The sequence below is a fragment of the Thermoanaerobaculia bacterium genome (genome assembly GCA_035593605.1).
Classification (GTDB): Bacteria; Acidobacteriota; Thermoanaerobaculia; order UBA2201; family DAOSWS01; genus DAOSWS01.
The window spans coordinates 26,544-41,340 of record DAOSWS010000020.1; the positions used below are offsets into that span (position 1 = coordinate 26,544).

General features: G+C 52.4%; 14 protein-coding genes. All 14 read left to right on the forward strand.

From position 1 onward, the window contains the following. Positions 1-10 precede the first annotated feature (10 nt). The 14 genes from PLD04_10670 (at position 11) to PLD04_10735 (ending at position 14,503) form a co-directional block, all read left to right on the forward strand. The gene (locus tag PLD04_10670) at positions 11-724 is read left to right on the forward strand and encodes an SCO family protein (GenBank protein HXK68798.1); all 714 of its coding nucleotides are present in this window, start codon (positions 11-13) and stop codon (positions 722-724) included. Continuing rightward, a complete protein-coding gene (locus PLD04_10675; protein ID HXK68799.1) occupies positions 717-2,336 on the forward strand; it encodes a cbb3-type cytochrome c oxidase subunit I in 1,620 nt (539 codons plus the stop codon). The genes PLD04_10670 and PLD04_10675 overlap by 8 nt, the downstream gene beginning before the upstream one ends. After that, positions 2,333-3,094 carry a cytochrome c oxidase subunit 3 gene (locus PLD04_10680; GenBank protein ID HXK68800.1) on the forward strand — a complete coding sequence of 254 codons (762 nt, stop codon included), beginning with the start codon at positions 2,333-2,335 and terminating at the stop codon, positions 3,092-3,094. Before PLD04_10675 ends, PLD04_10680 begins: the two co-directional genes overlap by 4 nt. A gap of 14 nt (positions 3,095-3,108) precedes the next feature. After that, the gene (locus PLD04_10685; GenBank protein HXK68801.1) at positions 3,109-3,405 is read left to right on the forward strand and encodes a cytochrome C oxidase subunit IV family protein; all 297 of its coding nucleotides are present in this window, start codon (positions 3,109-3,111) and stop codon (positions 3,403-3,405) included. Then, the gene (gene coxB / locus PLD04_10690; protein ID HXK68802.1) at positions 3,402-4,313 is read left to right on the forward strand and encodes a cytochrome c oxidase subunit II; all 912 of its coding nucleotides are present in this window, start codon (positions 3,402-3,404) and stop codon (positions 4,311-4,313) included. The genes PLD04_10685 and coxB overlap by 4 nt, the downstream gene beginning before the upstream one ends. Further along, positions 4,310-5,266, forward strand: a complete 957-nt coding sequence (locus tag PLD04_10695; GenBank protein HXK68803.1) for a protoheme IX farnesyltransferase — start codon at positions 4,310-4,312, stop codon at positions 5,264-5,266. Before coxB ends, PLD04_10695 begins: the two co-directional genes overlap by 4 nt. Beyond that, positions 5,250-5,714, forward strand: a complete 465-nt coding sequence (locus PLD04_10700) for a peroxiredoxin (protein ID HXK68804.1) — start codon at positions 5,250-5,252, stop codon at positions 5,712-5,714. The genes PLD04_10695 and PLD04_10700 overlap by 17 nt, the downstream gene beginning before the upstream one ends. 34 nt (positions 5,715-5,748) lie before the next feature. Next, the gene (locus tag PLD04_10705) at positions 5,749-7,014 is read left to right on the forward strand and encodes a c-type cytochrome (protein ID HXK68805.1); all 1,266 of its coding nucleotides are present in this window, start codon (positions 5,749-5,751) and stop codon (positions 7,012-7,014) included. Continuing rightward, positions 7,011-7,523: a cytochrome c3 family protein gene (locus PLD04_10710; GenBank protein HXK68806.1), complete on the forward strand. Its 513-nt coding sequence runs from the start codon at positions 7,011-7,013 to the stop codon at positions 7,521-7,523. The genes PLD04_10705 and PLD04_10710 overlap by 4 nt, the downstream gene beginning before the upstream one ends. A 31-nt stretch (positions 7,524-7,554) precedes the next feature. Then, on the forward strand, positions 7,555-10,302 hold the full coding sequence (locus PLD04_10715) for a 4Fe-4S dicluster domain-containing protein (GenBank protein ID HXK68807.1): 2,748 nt from the start codon (positions 7,555-7,557) through the stop codon (positions 10,300-10,302). Next, entirely contained in the window at positions 10,292-11,596 is a 1,305-nt protein-coding gene (gene nrfD, locus PLD04_10720) for a polysulfide reductase NrfD (GenBank protein ID HXK68808.1), read from the forward strand. The genes PLD04_10715 and nrfD overlap by 11 nt, the downstream gene beginning before the upstream one ends. Then, on the forward strand, positions 11,586-12,023 hold the full coding sequence (locus PLD04_10725; protein HXK68809.1) for a DUF3341 domain-containing protein: 438 nt from the start codon (positions 11,586-11,588) through the stop codon (positions 12,021-12,023). Before nrfD ends, PLD04_10725 begins: the two co-directional genes overlap by 11 nt. After that, the gene (locus PLD04_10730; protein HXK68810.1) at positions 12,020-13,018 is read left to right on the forward strand and encodes a hypothetical protein; all 999 of its coding nucleotides are present in this window, start codon (positions 12,020-12,022) and stop codon (positions 13,016-13,018) included. Before PLD04_10725 ends, PLD04_10730 begins: the two co-directional genes overlap by 4 nt. 207 nt (positions 13,019-13,225) lie before the next feature. Next, positions 13,226-14,503: a hypothetical protein gene (locus PLD04_10735; GenBank protein ID HXK68811.1), complete on the forward strand. Its 1,278-nt coding sequence runs from the start codon at positions 13,226-13,228 to the stop codon at positions 14,501-14,503. The last annotated feature ends 294 nt before the right edge of the window (positions 14,504-14,797 follow it).

A 14,797-nucleotide genomic window follows, 5' to 3' on the forward strand; every position in this document is an offset into this window, starting at 1 on the left:
GCCAAATGAAATGCCGGAAGTTGGAATTGTCGAAAAGCTGGGCGACACCATCCCCCTCGATGCAACCTTTTTCGACGAATCCGGTAACGAGGTCAAGCTCAAGGAAATTATCGACAAACCGACCATCCTTTCCCTGGTTTTTTACAACTGCCCGGGGATCTGCGGCCCTCTCCTGAACGGGGAGTCCGACGTCTTTGACAAGGTCACCCTGGAACCTGGAAAGGATTTCCAGCTGGTGACGATCAGCTTCGACCCCAAGGACACGCCCGACCTGGCGGAGAAGAAAAAGGCAAATTACCTGAAGACCTTTACCCGCCCCTTTCCGCCGGAGGGCTGGCGGTTTCTAACCGGTACGGAAGAGAATATTCACAGGGTCACCGATGCCGTCGGGTTCTACTATAAAAAGGATGGGGATAACTATCTCCATGCCGCCGCGCTGATTGCCCTCTCCCCGGACGGAAAAATTGTCCGCTATATTTACGGAATTTCTTTTCTTCCCTTCGACATGAAGATGGCCATAACGGAGGCATCCGAAGGCAGGGTCGGTCCCACGATCAGCCGTGTTCTTCTCTTCTGTTTTTCCTACGATCCCAAGGGAAAGACTTACGTGTTCAACGTTCTTAAAGTAACCGGAAGCCTCACAATGGTCTTTGGAGCCATGTTTGTCATATGGCTTATTGTAACGACCCGGCGTCACCGGAAGAAGGAGCAGCTCAATGGCTGAATCGGCTACCCTCGCGGCACAGCCCGCTAATTATCTCAACTGGAAAAAGGGGATTGCATCCTGGATCTTTTCCACCGACCACAAACGGATCGGGATGCTCTATCTCATGGCAATCGTTTCCTTTTTCTTTGTGGGTGTGACCCTCGGTTTCTTCATGCGGATCGAACAGATGACCATGGGAAAGACGCTGATGTCCGCCCAGACCTATAACGCTCTCTTCACCCTCCACGGGGTGATCATGATTTTTCTCTTTATCATTCCAGGTATTCCCGCAATTCTGGGAAACTTTTTCCTTCCGATCCTGATCGGTGCCAGGGATGTGGCTTTCCCGCGGCTGAACCTCCTTTCGTGGTGGGTTTACATGGCGGGAGCGGTTCTGGCGGTCACGGCTCTCTTCACAGGGGGAGGCCCGCCCGATACGGGATGGACCTTCTATGCACCCTACAGCATCCGTACGGGAACCAACGTCACGCTGGCTGTCTTTGCCGCCTTCGTGCTCGGGTTTTCCTCCATTCTGACCGGACTGAATTTTATTACGACCATCCACAGGCTTCGTGCGCCCGGGATGACCTGGTTCCGCATGCCCCTCTTCGTCTGGGCCCACTACGCAACGGCCTGGATCCAGCTCCTGGCAACGCCGATCCTTGGCATCACCCTTCTGCTTGTCATCATGGAGCGAATCTTCAACCTCGGCCTCTTTGACCCGTCCCGGGGTGGCGATCCCGTTCTCTATCAGCACCTGTTCTGGATCTATTCCCACCCCGCAGTCTATATCATGATCCTGCCTGCCATGGGAGTCATCACGGAAATCCTTCCGACGGCCGCCAAGAAGCCGGCGTTTGGATACAAGGCCATCGCCTTTTCCAGCCTCACCATCGCCTTTGTCGGCTACCTGGTATGGGCCCATCACATGTTTGTCAGCGGAATTTCCGACACAGCTGCCTGGATCTTCTCCCTTCTGACCTTCCTCGTCGCCATTCCATCCGCTATCAAGGTTTTCAACTGGACGGCAACGCTCTACAAGGGATCGATCACCTTCTCTCCTCCCCTCCTCTATGCCCTGACCTTCATCTTTCTCTTTTCCATCGGGGGGCTGACCGGCCTGGTCCAGGGAGCGCTCCTGACTGATGTCCATGTTCATGACACCTACTTCGTCGTGGGGCACTTTCACTACGTCATGTTCGGCGGTACCGCCTTCGGTCTTCTCGCGGGCCTGTTGTACTGGTTCCCGAAGATGACGGGACGGATGTACTCCTTCAAGCGTTCGTATGTGGCATGGTTTTTTCTCTTTCTCGGTTTTAACACCCTTTACTTTACGATGCTGGTCCTGGGGTGGGAAGGCATGCCCCGACGCTACTACGACCACGTTCCCGAATTTCACAGCGGCCATGTCATTGCAACGGTCGGGTCCTGGATTCTCATTCTCGGCCTCGTTCTCTATGCCTGGAACCTCTTTCGATCCCTGAAACGTGGAGAGCCGGCTCCAGCCAATCCGTGGGGCGGCGTGACCCTGGAATGGACGATTCCCTCCCCGCCGCCCCACGAGAACTTTGAAGAAATTCCCACAATCACCGGCGGCCCTTATGAATTCCCCACCGGAGAACCGGCATGAGCAGCGCAGCTACCGCCATGCCCCATGTCCATCGAGATCCGAAGGGGGCCAAGATCGGCATGTGGCTCTTTCTCTTCACGGAACTTCTCCTCTTCGGCGGGCTTTTTCTCCTGTACGCCGTCTACCGCTACCGATATCCAGCCGATTTCCACTATGCCGCAACTCACCTGGACACCTTCCTGGGTACGGTCAACACGCTTATTTTACTCACCTCAAGCCTCACGATGGCCCTTTCCATTGCAACGTTTCAGCAGAGGAAACGAAAATTATCCGCCTGGTTTCTTGTCATTACCATTGTGTTCGGGTTCATCTTTCTGATTAATAAATATATTGAATGGTCTACCAAGATCCACCACCATATCTATCCCAACTCTCCTGAACTTGTTCAACATACGCCGGGAGAGAACATTTTTTACAGTCTCTATTACGCAATGACAGGACTCCATGGCCTCCATGTCATTATCGGAATCATTCTTCTGACGGTCATGTGTGTTCTCGTCGCCCGGAAACCCAGAAGACACGTTCGGGTCCCCCGGGGAGAAGGCGCTGCCCTTGCCCTTCTGGACAACTCTGGATCTCCCATCCTGGAAGAATCTCTGGGATCCGGAGTTACAGAAGTCGGGTTCACACTCTTCGACGAAACCGATGAGGAAACACGGGAAAGCATGTTGATCAAGCTTGAAAATGCCGGCCTTTACTGGCACTTGATCGATATTATTTGGATCTTTCTCTTCCCGCTGTTTTATCTCATCACATGAAAACTGGAGGCGGAATGGAAAAGCAAGAGACCCTCTCCTATGGAACCTACATCATGGTATGGCTGGCCCTGCTGGTCTTTACAGGACTGACAGTCACCGCAGCAGGTCTTCATCTGGGTTCGGTGAGCATTGCGACCGCCATCGCAATCGCAGCACTGAAAAGCACCATTGTTCTCTTTTTCTTTATGCACCTGAAATATGACGACCCGGTTTTCAAGGTCATGCTCATGGTGGCGATCCTGACCCTGACCGTGATCATGGTTCTCACCTTTGTCGATGTCCTCTTCCTGCCGGGAGGTCCAGCTCAATGAACGATCCCACTGCCCTCACCACGGAAGCCGTAAACCATACCTTTCTGTTTATTACGGGGATTTCCGTCTTCTTCCTTCTACTGATCACGTTCCTTCTTATCTTTTTCACATGGAAGTATTCCAGCAAACGAAATCCCGTCGCATCGCAGATCCATGGGAACATAATTCTTGAAATCATCTGGATCGTAGTTCCCACCTTAATCGTGCTCTCCATGTTCTATTACGGATACGTCGGTTTCAAAATGATGAGAAACGCTCCCGAGGACTCCATGATTGTCCATGTAACGGGCCGGATGTGGGACTGGTCCTTTGAATATGAAAACGGACGGCGCACCGATGTCCTCTATGTCCCTGTCAATCGACCCACGAAACTGATCCTCCGTTCGGTCGATGTCATCCATGATCTCTACATACCCGCATTTCGGATCAAGCAGGATGCCGTTCCCGGAAGGGAGACCTACCTCTGGTTCAAGCCCGAAACTATGGGGCCCGCCGATGTATTCTGTGCTGAATTCTGCGGAGCCAGCCACGCTTACATGATCACAAAGGTGGAAGTGATGTCGGAATCAGCCTTCGATGCCTGGTACGCCGGTGAGGAAGATTCGGATGACAAAGAAGATTCACCGGGAATGGTTCTTCTCCGTCAGGAAGGCTGCCTTACATGCCATCGGCTGGACCGTACCGAGGACCTGGCCCCATCTTTCAAAGGCCTCTATGGATCAAAACAGATTGTCCTCGCCGGAGGAACCGAAAATGAAGTCACTGTGGATGACGCCTACCTGAAACGTGCGATCCTTCACCCCTCGGATGAAATCGTCAAAGGCTGGGATGACATCATGCCTCAACCGGAAAAGCTCTCCGATGAGGATGTTACTGCCATTATTGAGACACTGAAAACTCTTCCATGAGTGTCTATTTGGAACTGACGCGGATTCGGATCACGGCCCTGACCTCCCTGTCGGCGGTCACCGGTTACATTCTTTCACGGGGAACGATAGATCCTGGAATCCTGGTTCCTGTTCTGGGAGTTGTTTTCCTGGCATCCGGGGCCACCGCACTGAACCAGGTTCAGGAATATTCGAAGGACCGCGTTATGGAACGGACCCGGAACAGGCCGATCCCGACAGGTAGAATTACAACCGGCAGCGCGCTTTTGATTTCCATCGCATTGATCATCTCCGGGTTCATAATTCTCCTTCTGGGACATAGCCTGCCTCCTGCTCTGCTCGGCATACTGGCCATCCTTCTCTATAATGGGGTCTACACGCCGCTGAAAGCCCTTTCGGCCTATGCGGCCGTGCCCGGCGCTCTTGTCGGGGCCATCTCTCCCGCGATTGGATGGACCTGCGGCAACGGTTCTTTTCTGCATCCGGTTAATGTGGCCCTGATGTCGATCTTCTTTCTATGGCAGGTCCCCCACTTCTGGATGCTCCTTCGACTTCACGAACAGGACTACAGGAATGCGGGATTTCCCGTTCCCACAGCTCGAATTTCCCGGGATGCCTTCATGAAGATGATTGCCAGCTGGACCTTCGCGTTGATATCCTCGATCCTTTTTCTCCCGGTCTTCCACCTGGCTAACCATCCGGCGCTTTACGCGGTTCTGATTGTCTCCTCCATCTTCATGGCACTGCAGACCCTGCGCATGGTGCGGGAAAAAGACCGGCCCGGACAAACCTTCGCCGCCATCAACATCCTGATCCTGGTCACCATGATGGTCCTGATTACCGGCCGTTTTCTGCACCGACCATCTCTCGCACTCACCTGCAGTGTCAGGACGGCCTCCCATTCTCATTTCCAACCCGATATGCAAGGATTGAAAACGCAAACCAAGGAGGTTTTTCATGAAGATCGGCGATAAGGCTCCCGCCTTTACTCTACCGGCTTCCACGGGGCGTAATGTAAGTCTGAAAGAATTGAAGGGATCCTGGGTTGTCCTCTATTTTTACCCGAAGGATTCTACTTCAGGATGCACCCTTGAGGCCCAGGAATTTACCGGATTAAAAAAGGATTTTGACGCATTGAACGCCGTGGTTCTCGGGGTATCCCCCGATTCCGTCAGGAGCCATTGCTCCTTCCAGGAGAAGTACAACCTTGACGTCCTCCTGTTGAGCGATACGGAGCATTCCACACTGCAAGCTTACGGGGCCTGGCAGCTGAAAAAGATGTATGGCCGGGAATATTATGGCGTTGTTCGCAGTACCGTCCTCATCGATCCAAAGGGAACAATTACCGCCATCTGGCCGAAGGTCAAAGCCAGGGGACATGCGGCCGAGGTCCTGGAAGATCTGCGTTCGAGGACGAAGTAGATGAATTTCACCACGAGAAAGGGGGTCCCCTTCCATGGGCTCGCTTGAATCCATTATCCTGCCTCCCCTTCTTCCCCACCTGCCCCTTCTGCCCTACCTGATCTTATTTATGCTTTCTCTCTATCTGCTCTATACGGGGATCACCCTGGTCACATCGATTGCCTCCATGATCGTGGGTGCCGCCGGTACAGGGGGTGACCGGGAACTGGCTGACGTGGGGCTGAAAAACCCTGTTGCATGGCTTGTTCTGGGAGTTCTTCCCCTCCTGTGCCTGATCTTCCTCGTGGGACAGCACCTTTACGGAGCTCCCGTGGCCGCAGCCACGATGCTTAGTCGGGTGGCTCTCCTTGCCCTCCCCGCCTTTCTGGGACTGGCCCTTTACCGAAAAACACGCCAACCGGTTTACGGGGGACCAGCGATCCTCCTCTTACTGGCTTCCACCTTCTTCCTCTTTTCGACGCTGGGGCTGATCTACACGCCGGAGCGATGGCCGCTGATCCACGGCCCCCTCCCGGGCATCTTTGCCGTTTCGGTTCTGGTGGACTTTATGACCTACCTTTCGCTCTCTGTCGTCGCGGGGGGCGCAGCCATACTCTTTTTCTGCTTTACCTGGCCGGACCGCCGTCTGCCAGAAGACCATCCGGCCCGTACCCGGATCGCCGCAATCGGTAAAATACTTACCCTTGGTGGGACCCTGGTCAGCCTGCCTCTCCTGATATGGAGCCTGGCCGTTTACCCTCTGCCTTCGGTTACTCCCGTCCTTCTGAAACTCTTTATCGCCGTCGTTTTCGTCCTGGCTCTCATCGCCCGGGGAACCCTGGCTATGCTGTTTGATGGCACGGAACGCCTTTCCACATTCGTCTTTGTGTTGTCCATCTGCCTCCTCGGCTTCTTTGCAGCGTCAATGACGACCCTGCAGGCCGGGGCCAACCGTGAACAGGAAGTTCTCCTGGCTCAGAGTGTGGAGAAATCCCAGCAGGAACTCCAGGCGTCCAGGGAAGCCCTCTACGCTTCCGCGGTTCCCGCCGATGCCAATATGGGAGAAAAGATCTTTAACGAACGTTGTTCGGCCTGTCACAAATTTGACGTCCAGGTCGTGGGACCGGCGTACAACACGGTCCTTCCCAAATATGTCAATGATCCTGACGGCCTTATGGCTTTTATTCGTAACCCTGTAAAGATCAACCCCGACCTTCCTCCGATGCCGAACCAGGGATTGAACGAAACAGAAATCAAGGCTGTAGCCACCTACCTCATTACGCACTTTGAAGCCGAAACGGAGAAGGGAGGCACACCGTGAGCCGACGACTGCTGACCTTCGCCGTTCTCCTCTATTTTATGGTGGGACTGGGAGCTGTTGTGGCTCTCTATACTTTCCGTGCTCCCGAGGCCCTTGCCCCGGAACAACCCATCGCCTTCAGCCATGTGATACACGCGGGGAAACTCGGCCTGGCCTGCACCCACTGCCATGTCAACGTGGAACGTTCATCTCAGGCAACCGTTCCCACGCTTTCCATCTGCATGGAATGTCACAAATCGGCCGCCACGGACCGCCCGGAAGTCCAGAAACTGACCCGTGCATGGGAGGAAGGGAGGCCCGTGGAATGGATCAAGGTTCACGATCTTCCCTGGCACGTACGATTCACCCATAAACGTCACATCCGGGCCGGCGTGGATTGCGCGGTGTGCCATGGAGAACTCAAGGCCATGCCGAGGGTTCGCAGGGTCCGATCCCTGGAAATGGGATGGTGTATCCAGTGTCACAGGGCCAATAACGCACCCACGGACTGCCTGGTGTGCCACAAATGAGAGAGTCTGGAATGGTGTCAGGAGCGAATCGATGAAACGACGTGACTTTCTGAAATTAATTGGAATTGGATCAGGCACGGTAATTTCGGCCTGCAAGTGGAACAGTCCTGAGAAAAAGCTGATTTCCTACCTGGTTCCTCCTGAGGAGGGCATCATCCCGGGAGAACCTTACTACGTCCGATCCACATGCACTGAATGTCCCGCCGCCTGCGGAATGGTGGTCAAGCTCCGGGAAGGCAATCCCGTAAAGCTCGAGGGAAACCCGGACCACCCCCTGAACCGGGGGGCTCTTTGCATCCGGGGTCAGGCTTCCCTCACACGTCTCTACCACCCGGATCGAGTGAAACAGCCCCTCCTGAAAAGCAAGGACGGTTCTTTCGCACCCGTTTCGTGGGATACGGCCCTTTCCCAAATCAGAGATGCCCTGAAGGAATCGAAAGCCGCCGGAAAAGAAAGCGTCTATATGGCAGGGCGAACGACGGGCTCCCTTGCCACTCTCATTGACGAATTCTGCGCCTCTTCCTCGGTTACACGTGAGAAAGAATTTGAATTCTACAACCACGGTGCCCTTCGAAAGGCCTACAACCTTCTCTTTGGAACATCTTCCCTTCCCTCCTTCAATTTTGATGGGGCTGACCTCTGCCTGTCCATCGGCGCCGACCTTGCCGGAGCCTTTTTGAATCCGGTCCATGCGACCCGGATCCTTGCAGACGCCCGAGAAAAAGGAATGACCTGGATCCACATCGAGCCCCATCTCACCCTTTCCGGTGTCAGTTCGGACCGCCGGTTTGTAATCCACCCGGAAGGTGAAGCCCATCTTCTTGCCTACCTGCTGCGTCAACTTCCCGCACGCCGCCCGATTCCCGCCCGCCTGATGGAGAGCCTTCCCAATCCAGGTCGGGAGAGCGTTCTGGAAGCCACGGGACTCACTTCCGCCCGGATGGAAGATCTGATCCAATCGATTACTTCATCGACGCGGCCGGTGGTCCTGTGCGGGGATGTGTCTCTTTCCGGGTCAGCGGGCCTTATGACCGCCCTCCTTGCCGTTCTTCTTCAGTGGTCTCTGGGCAACATTCCGGATTCTCTGGACTTTACCCATGATGAGGTCATGGATTCCGTGGGGACTCTGAAAGATGTTCAATCCCTGATCACTCGGTTGAATGATGGAAGAATCGGAACGACCTTCCTTTCCAGGCTGCATGCCCTGCACACGGTGGAAAACCTTGAAAGTTCCTTTTCAAAATCGGACTTTTCTATCGTAATGACCGATCTCTTCCAGCCCTGGATGAAGGGGTGTTCCCTTGTCCTTCCCCTTTCCCATGGTCTCGAATCATGGGGAGACGCTTCCTCCAGACGGGGCATCCGTTCGGTCGTTCAGCCCGCCATCAAGCCTCTCTACGGGACCAGGACCGAAGGAGACATCCTGCTGGCGCTCATGGGGGATGGACGAACCTACCAACAGTACCTCATCGACCACTGGACCGGATTCGGTTCCGAATGGATCGACCGCGGTGTCCGGGAGGAGTCGGTACCTTCCAAAAAGCCATCCCTCCAGGCCTCGTCAGCGGCAGAGGCCGTCTTCAAGAAAGAGATCCTGCCAAAATCGGAGGGAGGAGCGGCCCTCTATGTGACCTCCGGGATTCGCACGTTCGATGGAAGAAGCCGCGATCTGACCCTTCTCCAGGAAATTCCCGATCCCCTGTCCTCTGTCTCCTATGGCGACTACCTTTCGGGATCTCCGGAGGACCTGAAGGAGCTGGGCGTGAAGGACGGGGATGAAGTCGAAATTGGATGGAGGTCACTTTCCATTCAGCTCCCCGTGCGGCAGCAGGCGGGGCTTCCCGGGGGTAGATGGATGATTTCCCTGGATGCCATGCGCAATGCTCACCTGCCTGTCGTGGATACCACGGGGGAATGCCTGACCTGTCTCCGGGGTATTTCGACGAAAAGAACGGGCCGAACGGTGACATTCCCCATCCTTTCCGGCTCCACGGATGCGAAGGGACGGGGTATCGTCCCCCACGAAGACGGAGCGGAGCATCATCATCACGGAGATGCCACCCTTTACCCGGACCATGAACACGATACGTACCGCTGGTCACTGGCTATCGATCTGGATCTCTGTACGGGTTGTTCGGCCTGTGTGGCTGCCTGTTATCTTGAAAACAACGTGGCCATTACCGGATACGAGGAACACCTGAAGGGGCGCGAAATGTCCTGGATTCGAATCTCCCCTTATGAAAGGGAAGACGGGGGGCTGGAACTGATGCCGGTCATGTGCCAGCAATGCGATAAGGCGCCCTGCGAGCCGGTATGCCCGGTATTTGCAACCTTTCACAACCCCGAGGGTCTTAACGCCCAGGTCTACAATCGATGTGTGGGCACACGGTACTGCGCCAATAACTGTCCCTACAAGGTCCGGCGCTTTAACTGGTTCGATCATACCTGGGAATCTCCTCTGGATCAGATGTTGAATCCCGATGTATCCAAACGTCCCAAGGGAGTCATGGAAAAGTGCACCTTCTGCATCCAGCGCATCCGATATGCAAAAGATCGTGCAAAAGACGAAGGCAGAGAAGTACGGGATGGGGAAATCATTCCGGCCTGTGCACAAACCTGCCCCGCCCGGGCCATTACCTTCGGAAGCATGATGGATGAGGGATCCCGTGTTAAAGCCCTTGCCGAGGATTCCCGCGCATCACGGATCCTGGAGCAACTTGGGACGGAACCGGCGGTATATTATCTGAAGAAGGAGGAGGGAGGCCGCCATGAATCGTAAGGCCTATTACGACCAGGTAGAAACCGATGTCATGGCGGCCGTCAGCCGACCCTCACGGTTCTACTTTCTGGCCCTTCTGGTTTCCGCCTCGATGTTCGCCCTGGGAATGGCCTGCTGGGGATATCAACTCCTGACCGGGCTGGGCGTGGCCGGAATCCGCAACCCGGTGGGTTGGGGCGTGTATATCACCGACTTCGTCTTCTGGGTCGGTATTGCCCATTCCGGCACCCTGATTTCCGCGGTCCTCTTCATCTTCCGCGCCAGGTTCCGGAGTTCATTCAACCGATCAGCTGAGGCCATGACCCTGATTGCCGTCATGACCGCCGGTCTCTTTCCCCTGATCCACCTGGGACGAGCCTGGCGCTTTTACTACCTCCTCCCCTATCCAAACCAGCGTCTTCTCTGGGTGAATTTCCGCTCTCCCCTGATCTGGGACGTCTTTGCCGTCTCCACCTATTTCACGGTCAGCCTCATCTTTTTCTACGTCGGACTGATTCCCGACCTGGCAGCGGCACGGCGCCACCTCAAGGGCATCTTCAAATGGGTCTATCGAGTCCTTTCCCTGGGCTGGCAGGGTACCCAAAAACAGTGGAAGCACTATAACCAGCTCTATCTCTTTCTCGCCGCCTTTGCGACACCCCTGGTCATATCGGTCCACTCGGTCGTCTCCTGGGACTTTGCCATGAGTATCGTTCCCGGATGGCACACCACGATCTTTGCACCCTACTTTGTAGCCGGAGCGATCTACTCCGGCACAGCCATGGTCTTTACCCTTGTAATCCCCATGCGAAAAATCCTCGGCCTGGAGAAGTACATCACCGTGGATCATTTCGAAAAGCTGGCCAAGGTCATGCTTTTCACCTCCCTCATCGTCACCTATGCCTATGTGATCGAGATCGTTCTTGCTTTTTACAGCGGGAACATCTTCGAAACCACGCACTTTTCCTACCGTATGGCCGGCGATTACTGGCCGTTGTGGGCCATGATGATCCTGTGCAACTCGATTCTCCCCATGACAGTTTTTGTAAAAAGCCTGCGCAGGAACCTGATCTACCTCTTCATCCTTTCTCTCTTTGTCAACGTGGGAATGTGGCTTGAACGATTTGTCATTATCGTCACGGCCCTCTCCAAGGATTACGATCCTTACAGCTGGGGAACGTACCGGCCGAGCCTGGTGGAAGCGGGCATTACAGTCGGGAGTTTCGGGTTGTTTTTTACCCTCTTCCTTGTCTTCGTTAAAGTACTTCCCGTACTTTCCATCACCGAAGTAAAGGAGCAAGCCCATGAATCATGAATGGACCTTTGACGATCAGGAAGCCTTTGTCGAAAAGCTTAATGAGCTTGTTCAGGACGGCTGTACGGAAGACGATCTCGAGATCATCACCCCCTTCCCCGTTCACGGTTTGGAAGAAACCTTGAAGGAGCGTCCAAGCTTTCTGAAGTTTTTCTCCCTCGCAGGGTCCCTGGCCGGACTCTTAGCCGGGTTCGCCTTTACAATCTATACCGTGCTTTCCTGGCCCCTGATCACGGGAGGGAAACCCCTCATTTCCATCACTGCTTTTGTCGTGATCGCATTTGAACTGACGATTCTGATCGGTGCCATTACAACCTTTATCGGCTTTCTGATTCTGGGACGATTTCCATCCCTTCCGGGAATTCTTCAACCCAGGGAATCCGGAAATAGATTTATCATCATCGACCGAAGGAGGGCAAGCGCATGAATCGCCATCTCCTAATCGCTGCGGTCACCGGTATTATTGCAGTCATATCCGAAACGCTCTTTCATGACACCACGGGCTCAGCCCTTCTCATCGCCCTTCTTTTCTGGACGGCCATCGGCCAGGGAATTATGGCCCTGGCTGCGGCTGCTTACCTTTCTCAGGGATCCTGGATTGCTCCGATTCGTGACCGGCTTCTTGACCTCTGGCCCTACCTCCTTATGCCCCCGATCGCCCTTGTAGGGCATCTTTTTCATCTCTCCGACTACCCCTGGTATCACCATCCGACCGCCTATCTTCAGCCCGGGTCCGCCATGGGTAGAAACGGTCTTCTTCTAACCCTGACCCTTCTGGCAGCCTTCATCTTCGTACAGGCGGTAAAGGGCGAAAAAAAGCGTGCTCCATTATGGGCCTGCATCTATCTCTTTCTCTTCGTCATTTCCCAGTCCTTTATGGCGGTTGATTTTGTTATGTCCCTTGAATATCCCTGGATCTCCACGCTTTTCCCTCCATTCTTCTTTGTCGAGGCTGTCTTCCTCGGAGTTGGAATGTGCGCGATTCTGGCATCCGTTCTTTACCTCCGCTATGGCGAGCCATACCGCAGTGTCATGCGTGATTTTTCCACGCTTACCCTGGGCTTTTCCCTCTTCTGGGGCGGTCTCTTTTACGCCCAGTTCCTGACGATCTGGTATGGAAACCTTCCGGAAGAAGTTTCCTTCATTGCGAAGCGTATGCATGATCCGGCGTTTTATAAAATCGGTGCCCTTGCCGTCATCATGATGTGGGCGATTCCCTTTACCTCCTTCATTACGAAGAAGGCCAAGGTCACTCCCCTGCTGATCCGGATTCTCGTGGCCTCGGTTTTCGCGGGATACCTGCTGGAAAAGATCTTCTACATCCAGCCCGTGATCAAGGCCAATCCCATTTTCCTGCTGGGTTACGGAATCCTCTTTGCCGTACCCTTCATCCTCCTCGCCAAGGACGGGGTCAGGTCTTGAATTACGACATTTTTACCTGACGATCATTCAGCATAGTCCTTATAAAGCCACCATCCATTTCTGAGACCTGATCTTAGCATCAGTTCAACCGAATTCTTCTCTGAAACGTAGACAGGAGTGATTAAGGTCGCTTGAAGGGACACAATGATATCATCTAATAACTCACATTTTTTCATTTCATTTTTCTTTCTATTTATAATTATTTCTTTGAATATTGCGGCCGCGGTTTACGAGACAACAAAGATTGAAGCAAAACTACCTGAGGTACTGGGCTTGCTGGAATCACAGAGTAGGCTTATGTTTCCCTCTGCTGGAAAAAACAAGCTCATCCAGGACTTCATTGTGATTTTCAATTACGATTGGGAATATGCTGAATTCTACATTGAAAGCAAAAGAGAGTATATTATTGACCGAGCAATTCAACTCTTGAATAGAGCTGTGGATATGGGGGCAGTTGTAGATGCAGATTTGGACTATATTTTGAAAAAGATCAAGTACCCGAATTCTCGGATCAAGGAGATTCTTTTAAAAAATAAACACGCTGTGAGGATTGTTAAAAGGAAGGAAATTATAGAAAAAAGAATTCAAGAAATATCAAATCAGGCGAATCATGGTATTTCCTGCTATGAAACGATTTTGCGAGAATCTATTTATAAAAATGATTTAAGCAATATTTGTAAGTACCGGGACCAAATGGACAAATGGGTAACTTTGGGAGGTTCAAAGACCGACTTCAGACTTGGTCATTATAGTGAATACGAGAGTCGAGACTTTGTTAATGTGCTTTGTTCCGAAAACTCTACCAGGGGTCTCATTGCGTTTTTTCCACTCCCTGAAAGTTGGTTGCAATTTACAAAGTATACGGATGAACACCCTTTCATTTTTGAAATGTTGCTAGAATATACTCGAAAAACAGATGATGAAACGCTTGTGATGTATTTGAGACAACTTGAGGTTCGATTCAAGGAAATAACCCCCAATCCAGACTACACACATCCTGACCAAAGAAAAATCCAAATCCTCCTCCATTCCCTTAATGTACCAGGGTATAAGGATATGAGATTTCACTTTAAAGGTCCTCGAAAGTATTTTTCAAATGATGAAATGCGTCTATTCCAGGAATCTTGCTGCGATGCATATCCCCAGAGCTTAGCAAATAAGTTCGATTATGGAATCATGGTTTTCTATTACCGAGACAGGCAAATTGGACTTCGTATCATGCTTGATGTTGCCTTGAAAGCTGATAAATGGAAAGGTGAGGAGCCAGGAGTCCTGGCCATGGAAGACATGATCGGGCGGATTATGGGCGTTTATCGTTCCCTCGGTGACCATGAAATGGTGAATACATTGGATAAATTGCGAAAAGAAAAAAACATGACAGAGCTGCACAACCTGCTGAAAACCCAACCGAGTACTCAAAGGCTGAGAACAGTGCAACCAAATCAATCAGGGAAACTAGGTTCACGCTTATCTGTTGCTGATTAGAGATTGTTTCTTATGAATACCAATTTTGGCATAACCCTAGTTTCGTTATAACAATAAGCAATAATAGAATACTTATTCCACATATTATAAAATAAGATGTTCTGGAGATTACCGCATTTAGAGATCTTTGATATATTTTTTCCTCATTTGTACTATTTCGATAGTTTATATGTCTTTTAATGATAATTTTAAAACCATAATACAAATCCCATACCAATAGAATGATTTGTATTTGCCATACAAGGATATATATCGGAGACACATCATAGCGTGAAACTTCATACCCAGTAATAG

Excerpts from the sequence above, each read along its gene's own strand:
- PLD04_10670 (HXK68798.1), top strand. The coding sequence starts at position 11 with ATGCCGGAAGTTGGAATTGTCGAAAAGCTGGGCGACACCATCCCCCTC.
- PLD04_10675 (HXK68799.1), top strand. The coding sequence starts at position 717 with ATGGCTGAATCGGCTACCCTCGCGGCACAGCCCGCTAATTATCTCAAC.
- PLD04_10680 (HXK68800.1), top strand. The coding sequence starts at position 2,333 with ATGAGCAGCGCAGCTACCGCCATGCCCCATGTCCATCGAGATCCGAAG.
- PLD04_10685 (HXK68801.1), top strand. The coding sequence starts at position 3,109 with ATGGAAAAGCAAGAGACCCTCTCCTATGGAACCTACATCATGGTATGG.
- coxB (HXK68802.1), top strand. The coding sequence starts at position 3,402 with ATGAACGATCCCACTGCCCTCACCACGGAAGCCGTAAACCATACCTTT.
- PLD04_10695 (HXK68803.1), top strand. The coding sequence starts at position 4,310 with ATGAGTGTCTATTTGGAACTGACGCGGATTCGGATCACGGCCCTGACC.
- PLD04_10700 (HXK68804.1), top strand. The coding sequence starts at position 5,250 with ATGAAGATCGGCGATAAGGCTCCCGCCTTTACTCTACCGGCTTCCACG.
- PLD04_10705 (HXK68805.1), top strand. The coding sequence starts at position 5,749 with ATGGGCTCGCTTGAATCCATTATCCTGCCTCCCCTTCTTCCCCACCTG.
- PLD04_10715 (HXK68807.1), top strand. The coding sequence starts at position 7,555 with ATGAAACGACGTGACTTTCTGAAATTAATTGGAATTGGATCAGGCACG.
- nrfD (HXK68808.1), top strand. The coding sequence starts at position 10,292 with ATGAATCGTAAGGCCTATTACGACCAGGTAGAAACCGATGTCATGGCG.
- PLD04_10725 (HXK68809.1), top strand. The coding sequence starts at position 11,586 with ATGAATCATGAATGGACCTTTGACGATCAGGAAGCCTTTGTCGAAAAG.
- PLD04_10730 (HXK68810.1), top strand. The coding sequence starts at position 12,020 with ATGAATCGCCATCTCCTAATCGCTGCGGTCACCGGTATTATTGCAGTC.